Here is a 13,602-nt window from a genome sequence, read left to right on the forward strand (position 1 = left end):
CGAGACGCTCACACTACAGTCCATCATTTTTATCTTGACAAACTACTAGATAACTAAAAGTTAGCATACTTATATTAATAAATTGACTTTATCATCTTATTTACCTGATATGTCATATCTTCCTGACATTTTGGTAATTCTTATTATTAACTATTATTTTCCTCATTCATTCCACAGGATTTCCACAGGTAATTTTGCAGTTTTCCACAGATGTTTGACGAGTTAATCAGCTATTGCTGACTTATTGGGGATTGTGAATTTTTCACTACTAACAAGCTTGATAACCGAGTTTTCATGAAGTTATGTAACAAAAATATAGTTATAAGCCTGATTAATTCGTCAAGATTTATTTTTGACTGCTAATTGTTAACATTTCGCAGCATTGACAAATCCACCTGTTGTGAGCGCAAAATGATGAGTCTTAGTTTGATTCCCTTAGGCATCTGCATTTTGTATTTTGGTTTATTTTAATTTCCTTCCCTACTTTCCCCACAGGGGATGAATCAGCCCTCAGTCAAACTGAACACAAGTAACTTCTCTTGATTAATCTACAGGAAAATTTTATGAACACAACAGTTCCTCTCTTTACCGAAATTCCCGAAACATTACAGGAATCCATGAACAACTATCTGCAAAACCATCCTGATTGGGATCAAACCCGCGTATTAACAGCGGCTTTATCGCTATTTTTGCTGCAAAATGGCGAAAGCGATCGCCGAGCGGCTCGTGTTTACTTAGAAACTTTATTTCATCAATAATCCAGATAAATACTGGATTAAATTAATAAACCAACTCTGTTTCTGTTCACAACATTTTGCGTTGATAGCATAAATTTTGCAGCCCTGCTCCCACGCCTTGAAGGCTTGGGAGCGGCGGAAGTTTAGAGATAGTAGTCAAGTTTTAGTTAGAAGTAGCGCATTCAAATTTGTACCCTACACCACGGATAGTGTGAATTAATGTTGATTGAGTCGGATCGATTTCAATTTTCTTACGAATTTGACCAATATGGACATCTACAACCCGTTGATCCCCAACATATTCATAGTCCCAAACTTTTTGGATCAGTTCAGATCGTCGCCAAACTCTAGCTGGATGACTAGCTAAAAAATATAATAAGTCAAATTCCAGAGCAGTTAAGAGAATGGGTTCGCTATTAAGCATTACTTCCCGTCCTATGGAATCAATAGTTAGTTTATCAAAGATAAGACGTTGCTGTTCTGCATTAGTTACAACCCGCTGCCGCCTTAAAATTGCTGCTACTCTAACTTCTAACTCTCCTAAACCAAATGGCTTAGTGAGATAGTCATCAGCACCTTTAGAAAAACCGCGAATTTTATCCGCTTCGTCTGTCCTGCTAGTCAGTAGTAGCACAAATACACCACTACGACTCTGCATTTCTTGACAGAGGTTAAAACCAATCACATCCGGCAAATTAACATCTAGAATTACTAAATCAGGGTTAAATTGCTCAAACATACTTAGACCAGTCTTACCATCTTCGGCAGACTCAACTTGATAATTTTGTTTCAGTAAAAAGCGTTGGATTAAATTCCGAACCGCAGGATCGTCGTCAATTACAAGAATCTTGGCAGCAGCCATGGCTATTATTTTTTACAGAAGTACATAGAATTAACAAAGATGATTGCGTAAAAACGCAGGTTTTACTTTGGCAGTAATTCAAAATTTACGGGGGATAGGGATGATTATCCTGATTATTTCTATAAACTGTAATTTTTATTGTGAATATTGAAGAGGTAAATCTGCTGGTATAGCAGGAGTTAGGGGAGGATGAAAGTAGTTTCCCGACTTTAGCCCACAGTCCTGAGTATTCAAATTTTCAACAATCTTAAAACCACAATTTTCTTATGTGCGGTTGCCCCGACTCATGCTATTATTGTGGTAGATAGATAAAATTGCCTACTTTCTCTAATGCAGGTAGCTACTTGTCTAATTGTTGTCTTTATTTCTATAAAATCTAAAGTTGTTTTTCTGTAAAATAAAAAGTGCCGCTGATTAAGGCTAAAGTAATAACCTCCCATGAGTGATCAAAGTCCCTACGAGAAACTTGGGGTATCAGAAGATGCAAGCTTCGATGAAATTCAGGATGTTCGGAATCGCCTGTTAGAACGACATGGTGGTGATGGCAATGTCCGAGAAGTTATTGAAGCTGCTTATGATGCGATTCTAATGGAGCGCCTGCGGATGCGCCAAGAAGGTAAAATTAAAGTGCCTGAACGCATCCGGTTTCCAGAAAAGCGAGTTCCATCTTCTCCCCAAACAAGTCAAACCCTTGGTCAGCAGTCTCCTGCATGGCTACAGCGGAGTATAGATCAGCCTACTTTAACTGATGTACTGCTACCAGGAGCTTGGTATCTGGGTTTAAGTGCAACTAGTGTGTTATATCCCGGTGGTAGCGGACAGGTTTTACAACTGTCCTTGGTAGTTGGGGTAGCTATTGGTGTTTACTTCCTCAATCGCAAGGAAGGAAAATTTGGTAGAGCGGTTTTATTCACGTTAGTTAGTTTAATTGCTGGCTTAATCGCTGGCGGTCTACTTGCTGGCTTAATATTACCATTACCATTGATAACTTTGACAGCGAATCAGTTTTCGACGCTGTTGACTTTTATATTGATGTGGTTAGTAAGTAGCTTTTTACGTTAGGTAATGGGTAATTGGTTAATGACCGATTACCCATAATTTTTTATTGGTTGAGGATAAAATCTACAGCCGTTTTTAAATCGGTCACAATCATATCAGGTTGATAAGATGCTAGTTGACTGTGATCTCGGATACCCGACTCAACTGCAATAATTTTGATATCGTGTTTTTTGGCAGCAGTAATGTCGGCTTCTGTGTCTCCCACCATCCAAGTATCAGCCGCAGGGGGGAGTTCAGCTAAGGCTCTAGCCATTAATAATGGTTTATCTTCGACATCACGAGTTTTTAGATAGTCGTTACTTAGGCAATAACGACGATTTTCTGGGAAAAACTGGCTCAAATTATATTGATTAAAAGCATAGTCTAATTCTCGTACCCGTCGCATTGTCATCACGGCTAAATCAACACCGGCTGCTTGAACTTTGGTGAGTGTTTCTAATGCAGTGGGAACAAGGACATCATACTGGAAATAGGGGAGGGTGTGGACTATTTGTTTACGGATTTGGGAAAATTCTTGCCCTTGTTGGGCATCTAAACCTGATTGTAGAGCAATTTGGAGTTCGGGAGTTTGCGATCGCTTGAGTTGCCAAAATTCGGCTTTAGAAAGTTCTGTAATTGTTTGTTGAGGATATCGGGTTTTCTCTAGACACAATTGATAAACACGGTAGTAGCGTTCTGAAACATCCATGATTGGACCGTCAAAGTCAGTAATTAATCTCAGCATGAGTAGATAATGTTAATTTTTTTTACATTATCCCAGTCAGGTGGTATTTTTAATCTAAGATTTCGCGCAAAGAGGCAAAGGAGCAAAGGCGCAAAGGAAGAAATGAGAGATTGAGATTACATTAATAATTGTAACTGTGAACCTTGCTGATTTTTACTCACTTCAATTCTGGCTTGGAAGGCTTCTTTGAGGTGGGGCATATGGGTTACAGTGAGGATACAGGCAAAATCAGAGGATATGGCGTTAATTGCCGCAATTAAGCGATCGCATCCTTCCCCATCTTGAGTCCCAAAACCTTCATCTATTACTAATAATTGTAATGAGGCTCCTGCCCTTTGTGCCAATAATTTTGCCAAAGCTAAACGAATGGCAAAGTTAATTCTAAAAGCTTCTCCTCCTGAATAAGTTTCATAGGATCTCGTTCCTCTGGAATCAGCAATTAAAATATCTAATGTATCTATTAATTTAGCATTTTTCTTACTAGATTTACCACTGCGTCCCGCTTTTTGGGTGATAAATTGGACGTGAAATTGATTCGCACTCAATCGAGAAAGTAATTGATTAGCTTCTGCTTCCAGTTGGGGTAAAATATTTTCAATCATTAAAGCTTGAATCCCATTTTTGCCAAAAGCTTGAGCTAATTCTTGATAAACACGCTGTTGTTGTTTACAAATTTGCACCTGTTGGATATCTTGTTCATATTGATTTTGCAAAGTTTCTAATTGCAGAGACATTTGTTTTAATTGTCCCAACTGAGATATTTTATGATCTAGTTCCCGTCTCCGGTTTGCTAATTGTTGTTCTAAAGCATTAATTTGGGCTGTTGGGTTCGCACTGTCGGTTAATTGTTTAACCATATTATCAATTTGTTGAGTTAATATTTCTCGTTCTTTGAATATTCTTTGCAATGAATCTTCCAAATCTTGACTTTTATGACTTAATTGAGGATATTGTGCTTGTGCTGATAATAATTGTTGATGACGTAATTGCCAACCTTGCCCTTGTCGCACACCTTGACGCAGATAATTATGCTGTTCTGAACTATAGCCAATTTCGGCAATTTGCTTTTCTAAATTAGCGATTTCTTTGGCACAATCAGAATCAGTTTGTCCTTGTTGCAGTTGCAATTGTAATTGAGCAATATTCGCTGTTAATTCTGGTTTTCTAGCTATTAGTTGTCCTTGACGTTTTAAGGCATCCTTAATTTGTCCTTGTTTAATTTCTGCCCAACGTAATTTATCTACATCACTACGGGCAAGAACGTGGTCTTGTTCACTATAATTAAGTTGCTGGAGATATTGATCTAATTGCTGAATTTCTATTTGTTTTTCTGGTGCATAATCACCGGTTTCTAAGGAATTTTCTAAATGTTGTTTTTCAGAAATAATTTGCAGTAACTGTTGTTGAACATCACTTGTAGCTTCTAACTGTGCTGCTAATTGTCCCCGTTTTTCTCGCAATGAATCATAACCTGATAACTTTTGGTCTATTTCTCGATATTCTTGTCTGAGTACCTGAATTTCCCGATCTGAAACCGCTATTTGTTCCCGCACTACCCAAAATTGTCCTTGGGTATCTTCATATTCTAATTGAGTTTTTTCGATAACTTTACTCCAATGATGTTCGTCTAGAGGACGTTCACATAAAGGACAACTAGCATCGGGATTTTGTAACATTTGCAATTTTTGTTCTAGTTCCCCCAATAACCTTTCATAATCTCCTTGATGAGCTTGTAAACGCTCCAGAAAATGTCGTCTTTCCTGTCCTTTTTCCTTGACTCTTTGGAGATAAACTCGCTTTTTATCTAATTCTTCAATTTGCGTTCCTATCTCTATTACTGCTTGTTGTAATTGGGGTTGACGATGGTGTTGATTTTGTAATTGTTTTTCTGTGGCTTGCATTTGCTCCAATCGCGCTACTAGACTAGCATGAGTGCGATCTAATTGACTTTGCAAACTGGCTCTTTGTTGTAATAATGGTGTTACCTGCATTTGCAATTGATCTAAGTTAGTCAAATGCTGACGAGCGGTATTTAATTGTAATATAGCTGTTTCGATATCCCCAGATTTACTCAAGGTTTGGGAAATTTCTTGTTCTTGTTGTTCTAAAGCTGCTAATTGAGCTTCAGCTTGTTGTAATTGACGTTCTAAATCTTGAGTTTGTTTATATAGCTGTTGTTGTTTTTGTTGTTTTAAATTGGTAGCGCGGGTATGTTGTTCAAATTTAGCTGCAAAAATTTCTTCTTGAGATTGCAGACTTTGATATTGAGCATAACCAGCTTGAATATCAACTTGTTGATTGATAATCTTTTCTAAATCTGTTAATTGGGATTTTACGGATATTTGTTCTTGTTGTAAGCGATCGCTATCTTGGTTCAGATTATCATATCGTTGCCGCACAAAATTTAATTGTTGTTCCCAACTTTGTCTTTGATGTTGGATAACTTGTAAACTTTGTAATTGAATATTTTCAAAAGCTTGTACTTGTTGTAAATTATTCAATTGCGCTTCTAACTCAGCGCGTTGAGTTTCCGTTGTTTCCCGTTGTTGTAGTTGAATTTTAATATTCGCTAAAGAATTTTCTAAATCTTCTCCTCGGATTCTATAAAGTTTAGATTTATCCTTAGCGCGTTCTTCTAACTCATCATACTGATTTAGTTTTAATAACTCCGCCAAAATTTCCTTGCGTTCAGCAGGACGTTTGAGCATAAATTCATCGGCTTTCCCCTGACGCAAATAAGCTGAATTAATAAAAGTCTCATAATCTAGCTTAATATGTTCGAGAATGACATCCTGAGTGGCTTTTAATCCCTTACCCGTCAAAGGACGAAACCCAGCAGGAGTTTCAATTTGAAATTCCAAAATACTAGTTCCACCTCTTACCCGGTTGCGAATTACCCGATAAGTTTGCAAACCACTCTGGAAAGTGAAATCAATTCGGACTTCTTGTGCGCCAGAATGAATCACATCATCCTCAATAGTAGCACGGCTTTCACCCCAAATTGCCCAAGTGATAGCTTCTAAAAGGGAAGATTTCCCCGCACCATTAGAACCACAAATACACGCCGTATGCAAGCCGCTAAAATCTAAAGCTGCGTCACGGTAACTAAGAAAGTTTTTGATGATAAGTTGGACTGGAATCATTCAGGCTATAGCGCCACATTTACAATTTTAAAAGTTAACAGTACAGATGCACTTAGTTTTTAGTTTAGCTATCTAATTAGCAAGTTTCTAGTCTTGAAGACATCAATTTTACAAAAATTTACAATAGGAAGATGATTTTTTAAATGTAATGTGATTTTCTGATTCTGAAGATGTAATTTTTGTTACATTTATTTAGAAGCGTTGCACAAGTGCTGACTTATTGGTTTTATATTTGATGTTATGATTTATTTCAATATCCCTATTGATTGCAAAGTGCTAAGTAACTGAGAAATGCCTTGTGCAGCTAATCCAACACCAGCAGCTAAAGCACCTGCTACTTCAATAATTTTTAGGAAACTGACAGATTTATCTTTTGCATCATCTAGATCATCTTTTCCAATTTGAATTTCAAATTTAATATCATTAACTATATGATCATTTTTATGCTTAAAAGAATCAACTGCATTCTCCATTTTTTCAATCCGTTGTCCTTGTGTATTCATAAGTTTTTTGATATTTTCTAACTTACCATCCATTTGTGTTTTAACTTCACCAATATTTTCTTGACACTCTTCTACATTAGTTTCACGAGTTTGAACTGCTCTTTCTACCGTAGCAATCATTTTATTGTCTGCATTTGCATAAACTCCTGGTTGACTTTTTAACATTTTCAGTCTTTCCTGTAGACTTTCTATGTCTTCCTGATACTCTTTTTGTGATTCTCCCAGAGTTTCAATTTGTTTACCATAGTCTTTCACTTCTCTTTCTAAATCCTGGCGATCATTATATTCTTGTGACATGATTCTTAACCTCTTTTATTTCTTAATTTTGACAAACATATCTTGTAAATCTGCCAAATCTATGCTATTTACAAAATCTATCATAATTTGGCAATCATGGGCAATATTTTTCAATTGTTCCGCTTCAGGATTGATGATAAAATGTAACTGTGCTTTAGCAATGAATTTTGATAAATCCTGAAATTTACATACAATTATCTTTTGTTCTTGCTGCATTGAAGCAATAGTTTTGAATAGTGAACTTCCAGATTTTTCTAATTCAGCAAACCAGTCAGGTGCTAAAATTAGTTCTTCATATATTTTCAGTAATTGCAAATAAGCATGATTGAACTTTATAGCTTGATTTGCTAAAGTTTCGTAAGATAAAACCAGATTTTTAACTGCTATATCCAAAATAATTTTCTCCTATTTATTGTAGCTTGGGTTGAGGAACGAAACCCAACATTTACGAATGTAACGTATACACAATGTTGGGTTTCCTTGCGTCAACCCAACCTACAGTTATTGTACTCATATTTGTAAATCATGTTTAACTTTATTAATTTTCGCTTGCTGAATAGCTAAACTCAACACCTCCGTTAACTTATCTTGTAATTCTTGTTTTTCATTTTGCAGACGTTTTAAAGTGTCTTTTAAAGATGATTCCTCAACATCAGTAATGCGTCTTTGTTCATAAGCAAGATTATCTGCTAATTTTTGAATATCCGCAACCTGTGATTCTCTATTTAAAACCTGGGCTAAATTGATTATCTGTTGTTGAGTATTTTTAATCTGACGAGATAATTTTTGCCAAAGTTGTTGATAATGACTACGACGAATCTGATTATTTTTATCCAACACCTTTTGATAGAATTGATCAAATATTCCCAATTTAACATTTACCAAAGATTGTAACTCTACCAAATCCGTTAAAGTTAAATTAGCAGCAAGTTGTAAATACTTCAAACTGCGGATATTATTAGCATCAATGCGTCTATCTATTTGTAGTGATAATTCATCAGGAACAGGGTTTAAATCAAAACGTAACTCTCCAGCTAAACGATGAAAGATTTCCTGTTTGATATTTGATAACAAAACTTGTAATTCTGTACAATTTTGAGAAACTTGATTTAACTCCTCCCGAATATTAGTTAAACTTTGATTGTGTTCTTTATACAAACGTTGATATTCTTGTAAAGCAGTGGATAGTAAAGTTTGCTGACTTTGAATATACCAAGGACGGGATTTAATCACATCTTTAATTTTATCATTAGTAATCGAACTTTCTACCCCTAACTTTTCCTTAGCACTATTTTCATAAGGAATTTTTACCGGGTGGGGACGATACCAACCTTCCATATATAAAAAAGATTCACCAGGTTGTAAACGCGCAATTTCTTCCATTTGTGATTGGTCTAAAAGCATCCCTTGACCGATATCTTTTCTATCATCTGCTGACACCAAACGATGAGCAATTTTCACATTTGTATTTTTGACAACCTCTGCTGCTACTCCTGTGGGTAACTGGTCAGCAATAATAATAGATTCTCTCAAAGCCCGCATTTCTGCTAACATTCTAGTGACATAATTTGCGGCTTCTTGTTTTGTATTTGCATCTTCACCAGAGGAAGTTCCTAAATTTCTCCCGACTAAATTATGCGCTTCTTCTAATAATAAAATATGTTCAGGATTCCCGGCTTTTTCTGTACGTTGACGTTTGATATATTCCCGAATTTTAGTTAGCAACAAGAAGGTCATCAAATTTGCTTGGTCTTGGTTCAAATAATCTAATTCTAAAATTGTGGGATATTTTAATAAATGAGCGATTGTGGGACTACTGCGTTGAGTATTTAACATCGCACCCACACCACGTTTTAATAAACTCCCAATTCTCACTTCTAAAGCTGTTTTTAGGTTAGATTTTACCTCACCTGCATAATCTTTGGTTTCAAATAAAGCGGTGATTTTATCATATAAATCCCGCATGGTGGGAATTTGTAAATTTTCTGGTGTTCCTTCTTCGCTTCCCGTCCATTCCCGATCATAATATATTTCTTCCAATGCTTCCGAAAGCAAAGCGGGTAATGGACCAGAAAGAGGTAACGCACCCCGAAATGATGCTTCTAAATTAGAAATATGTTCATAAAAAGGAACACCTTGGGAAACTTCAAAAGGATTAAATCGAAAAGGAGAAATTAAATCATTTCCTAATGTGTAAACTCGTAATTGTTGGGTGAGGATTTTTAAAGATTTGAGAAATTCGATATCAGCGCGAGTAAATTTACTCAGATTAGGATTGATAGCCAAAAGTGAACGATATTCAGTTTTCGCAGGTTCAAATACTAAAAATGGGATTCCATGACTCCACAACTGAGTTAGTAAATTAAAAGCTGTGGTGGTTTTTCCACTTCCAGGAACACCACAAATAAAAGCGTGTTTATTCAGTTGTTTTAATTCTATTTGTATTTTGTTTTCTTCACCTCGGTTAATTTCATAACCACCAAAATCAATCCATTGTTTATCTTGACCTAAACTGGTAATATCATTTTCTTGACTAATTCCCGCTACAGGTGCATCACTGGGAACTACAATGCGAAATAAACCACTAATTTCATTTAATGTTGCGTAGCGGTGTAAAGGTTTTAAATTTAAGACGCGCACAGCATCTTTAAACTGTTTGAGAGATGTACCACAAAATTCTGCTTCTTCTAATCCTTTATCCCATTTTTCCCAGTGGGTAGCGGTGGAAAGTTTTCCTAATTCGGTAGCTGTGAGACTATCTGTAAATTTGGGATGATTGGGAGTGAGAATAATAGTTCGATAGCGGCTTTTTTTCGTTCCACTTAATAATAATGTTCCTAAAACACTGCGAACTGCTAACTCATTTTTTCCCAAAACTTTGAAACTATAACGAAATAGGCTTTCTGTGAGATAGGAAGATTGATATTTTTCATAAATACGAGAAGCTAATTGTGCGTTCCTGTCTCCTTCTTTATTAAAACTCAAACTAGAACCACTACTAGCTTGTCTGAGTTGGGATAACATTTGATCTAATGCGTTTATCCAAATGGATTTTTCTTGTAATGTGGTGGTATCTGGTTGAATAGTTATTTCCAACATCATGGGAGTATTGAAGCGAGAAATAACTTGACAGACTACTAACATATCGTTAGCTTCATCTGCTTCTAATTGTAGTGGTACATAATAATTTGGTAGTCCTTTTGTTTTACAAGAATCCTCAGAATCTTGAAAACGAGTGCTGATAATTTCTTCGTGTTTGACTGCTTCTCCAATACAATTTACCCAACTTAGATTTTGAATTTGGGAAACTTCTGTTTGTAGTTCAATTTTATAAAATTGGTTGAGAAATCCATCTGTGATGATTTTTTTAATATCTTCAGCTATTTGAGTTTCGGTATCAGGTGAAATAGGTTGTGATTGACTGACGACTAAATAAATACCCAGTCGTTTATCGAAGGGTAAACCAGGTGTATAGCAATAGCGTATGGAAAAGGTGAGGTTATAAACTCTACCAATATCGCTAAGGAGAAGTAAGAAGTCTTTTTGACTGCTGAGGACTTTTTGACGTACTCCTTGTCCATATTGGGAGGTGTATTTTTGAGATTTTAAATCAGGGAGTTGGGGTATTTGGAATATGAGAGGGAACATGGTGGAATAATTAAATTGATAATAGACTTAATATCTTTTGTTCTTCATCATCAAGTCTATAGGGTTCATTTGATTTTTGATTTTCTGCTTCTTCAATATTTTTTTCAGCGGATTTTATTTTTCTTTCATATATTTTAATAGCTATGATTCCAAGTATACCTCCAGGGAAATAGAAGAAAATAATGAACCAATTACTCCACAATGATAATATCAGAAAAACAATAATAAGTGAAGCTAAAGGAGATATTATTTTTGCTAATTTAGCTTTTTTTAATATTGCGTATTCTCTGGCAATTTTGTCATCTATAGTAGCTAATATAGTAGTTAATTGATTTTCTTTATAATCTTTATAAAATTTAGTTACCTCACCTTGTAATCGAGAACATTCATAACGTAAAGACTGTACATAATCATTATCCTGTAAAATATTTAAAGACTGTACATAATCATTTATAATCAAATCATATTCGTCATCATCTACTATATTTACAGAGGGAATATCCTTAAAATTATTATTTGCAATTACGCTATAATATACATCAGAATTAATAGATTTAATTTGCTCTAATTGTCTATCAAGTTTAGATTTTAAATCTCTTACCTCATTGTATTTAGCATAGAACAAACCTTTCTCTTTCAATTTATCTCGTGTTATTCTATCAGCAATCTTTTTAGGATCTTCCCTGAAATATCGAGATAGAGCAATAAAATCAAACCCCAAATTTACAACAGTCTTAGCAGCAGACAAGCGAATTGAATCTGTTTCTCCTGACTTTGCTTGCTCACTTAAAATTGCTAATAAATCTTCACTTTGCTTTAATATTTCCCTATTATCTGTATCTTTAATCTTGCCAAAAGCGTCAATAGTTAAAACTATTAACGGTTCTAATTTAACTCCTCTTAATATTTCTACAAAAGCCTCAACAGGTGGTTCATGACTTGTCGCTAAAGCTTCAAATAAATCAATTTGTTCACCTGCATTTTGACATTTCTGAAAAGCTTTAATTATATCAGCAGCAGTTGTGAGATTAGAGTAATCCATACTGGTGGTAGATGTGATGAGTAACTAGCATTTAGAATAGCACAGGAATAAACGTGAGTATACAGTGCTTATACTTAATTAACAATTGTCCAGATCCCCGACTTCTCCAAGAAGTCGGGGATCTAATTTCACTGTCTGAATCAGGATGTCCAGGATTTAAGGATTTACAGGATTAACTGTTATCTAATATTCAGAATAGAATGAAATATATACGCCCAATTTTCATCCCCACAACCCACTATGACACAAATCACCATTTCCGAACTCCCCCAAACCCTTCAGACTCTAATTAACGAAGCTAAAAAAACAGGTGAACCCCTGACAATTACAGAAAATGGTATTCCTCTGGCGATTATTTCTCCTATTAAGAAAAAATCCCTTCTCGAAGTCTTTGCTAACCTTGAGGATATTGATGAAGAATTTCCCAATGTTGACGAAGGGTTATTACCACTAGATGAAATAGAGCTTTAAAATGTCTTACTCTTACTTACTCGATACCAATACATTATCGGACTTTATTAAACATCCAACAGGTAAAATCTTTTCTAAAATTCAAGAAGTTGGAGAAGAAAAAATTTGTACCAGTATCATTGTTGCTTGTGAATTACGATTGGGGGCAGAAAAAAAGAAAACGTAAGTATGCAGTGCTTATGCTTAATTAACAATTGTCCAGAAACTATCCTAGCCAACCCACGTCACCATACATATCACATATTATGGGCAATCTTATCATGAGTCGTTCTACCCGTTGGCAATCTAGCACCGCTGCACTCATGGCCATAGCCATTACCACAGGTGCAGCTATCCCCTTACTGTCCTTGAGTCCTGTTTTGGCACAAGGATACAATCTCAATCAATCGCGGACAATTAGTATTCCCGCTAATGTAACTTTACCTGTTACCTACGAAAAGGAAAAAGTTATTGTCAAACCGGGTGAAACATTAGCCCTAACTCTGAAAATAGCTGACAATGTTACTGATAGTAACAGAAATATTTTAATTCCTGCCAATACTGAAGTGATTGGTGAATTACAACCAGTAAGATTAAATACTCGATCTTCTGGGAATAATCAGCAAGGTGTTCGTTTTGTAGCCAGAGAATTAGTATTTCCTTCTGGACAACGACAACAGATTTTTGCTAATTCCCGAACTATAACCAAAACAGAAACAATTACCAAGGGATCAAGCACTGGACAAATATTAACTGATGCTGCTATTGGTGCCGGTGCAGCTAGTGTAATTTCCCTAATTACAGGTAACAAGAAAATTGAAGTTTTAGAACCTGTGGGTGGTGCAGCAGCGGGTGCTTTAGCTAGTATCCTATTACGGAAACCAAAAGCTGATGTTTTTGTCCTCAGACCAGAACAAGATCTAGCTATTACCCTGACTTCAAATTTGGTGATCACTCGTCAATAGAGTTAATAGCATTAGTTAAGTTGTGAATTTAATCATATAAATAAAGCGATTATTTCCCTGAATTATGGTGAAATGTCGCTTTATTTTTATGTAAAAACTATTTTTATTCTCTAAGAGGTTGTTTGAAAAGTATTAGATGAAACCAATAATTTCCAAAAACCTAACCCCCCTA

The 13,602-nt window shown here is 35.6% G+C and carries 12 protein-coding genes; 5 read left to right on the forward strand and 7 right to left on the reverse strand.

From position 1 onward, the window contains the following. The first annotated feature begins 563 nt into the window (after nt 1-563). The gene (locus FJR08_RS07340) at nt 564-758 is read left to right on the forward strand and encodes a DUF2811 domain-containing protein (RefSeq protein WP_015080126.1); all 195 of its coding nucleotides are present in this window, start codon (nt 564-566) and stop codon (nt 756-758) included. A gap of 142 nt (nt 759-900) precedes the next feature. Here the strand turns inward: FJR08_RS07340 and FJR08_RS07345 are convergent, their stop codons facing one another. Next, nucleotides 901-1,599, reverse strand: a complete 699-nt coding sequence (locus tag FJR08_RS07345; protein WP_015080127.1) for a response regulator transcription factor — start codon at nt 1,597-1,599, stop codon at nt 901-903. A gap of 438 nt (nt 1,600-2,037) precedes the next feature. On the opposite strand from FJR08_RS07345, the gene FJR08_RS07350 reads away from it, so the two are divergent. Next, nucleotides 2,038-2,661 carry a CPP1-like family protein gene (locus FJR08_RS07350; RefSeq protein WP_168632716.1) on the forward strand — a complete coding sequence of 208 codons (624 nt, stop codon included), beginning with the start codon at nt 2,038-2,040 and terminating at the stop codon, nt 2,659-2,661. Between the two features lie 40 nt (nt 2,662-2,701). On the opposite strand, the gene FJR08_RS07355 is transcribed toward FJR08_RS07350, so the two are convergent. The 6 genes from FJR08_RS07355 to FJR08_RS07380 all read right to left on the reverse strand — a co-directional run bounded on the left by FJR08_RS07355 (nt 2,702) and on the right by FJR08_RS07380 (nt 12,015). After that, entirely contained in the window at nt 2,702-3,382 is a 681-nt protein-coding gene (locus FJR08_RS07355) for an HAD family hydrolase (protein ID WP_168632717.1), read from the reverse strand. Nucleotides 3,383-3,498: 116 nt separating this feature from the next. Beyond that, nucleotides 3,499-6,525, reverse strand: coding sequence for an exonuclease subunit SbcC (gene sbcC, locus FJR08_RS07360; RefSeq protein WP_168632718.1), 3,027 nt, complete (start codon nt 6,523-6,525; stop codon nt 3,499-3,501). 245 nt (nt 6,526-6,770) lie between these two features. After that, complete coding sequence (locus tag FJR08_RS07365; RefSeq protein ID WP_168632719.1) at nt 6,771-7,325, reverse strand: hypothetical protein; 555 nt, start codon at nt 7,323-7,325, stop codon at nt 6,771-6,773. Between the two features lie 15 nt (nt 7,326-7,340). Further along, entirely contained in the window at nt 7,341-7,718 is a 378-nt protein-coding gene (locus tag FJR08_RS07370) for a hypothetical protein (RefSeq protein ID WP_168632720.1), read from the reverse strand. 117 nt (nt 7,719-7,835) lie between these two features. Next, a complete protein-coding gene (locus tag FJR08_RS07375) occupies nt 7,836-10,973 on the reverse strand; it encodes a helicase HerA domain-containing protein (protein WP_168632721.1) in 3,138 nt (1,045 codons plus the stop codon). Between the two features lie 10 nt (nt 10,974-10,983). Next, on the reverse strand, nt 10,984-12,015 hold the full coding sequence (locus FJR08_RS07380) for a hypothetical protein (RefSeq protein WP_168632722.1): 1,032 nt from the start codon (nt 12,013-12,015) through the stop codon (nt 10,984-10,986). Nucleotides 12,016-12,255: 240 nt separating this feature from the next. Between FJR08_RS07380 and FJR08_RS07385 the strand changes: the two genes are divergently transcribed. From FJR08_RS07385 to FJR08_RS07395, 3 genes are all read left to right on the forward strand, one after another. Then, nucleotides 12,256-12,486 (forward strand): type II toxin-antitoxin system Phd/YefM family antitoxin, encoded by a 231-nt coding sequence (locus FJR08_RS07385; protein WP_015080135.1) that lies wholly within the window; start codon nt 12,256-12,258, stop codon nt 12,484-12,486. Nucleotide 12,487: 1 nt separating this feature from the next. Continuing rightward, nucleotides 12,488-12,652, forward strand: a complete 165-nt coding sequence (locus FJR08_RS07390) for a PIN domain-containing protein (RefSeq protein ID WP_015080136.1) — start codon at nt 12,488-12,490, stop codon at nt 12,650-12,652. A gap of 94 nt (nt 12,653-12,746) precedes the next feature. After that, nucleotides 12,747-13,430, forward strand: coding sequence for a conjugal transfer protein TrbI (locus tag FJR08_RS07395; RefSeq protein WP_168632723.1), 684 nt, complete (start codon nt 12,747-12,749; stop codon nt 13,428-13,430). Nucleotides 13,431-13,602: the final 172 nt, after the last annotated feature.

This window comes from Dolichospermum sp. UHCC 0260 (genome assembly GCF_009711985.1).
Classification (GTDB): Bacteria; Cyanobacteriota; Cyanobacteriia; order Cyanobacteriales; family Nostocaceae; genus Dolichospermum; species Dolichospermum lemmermannii.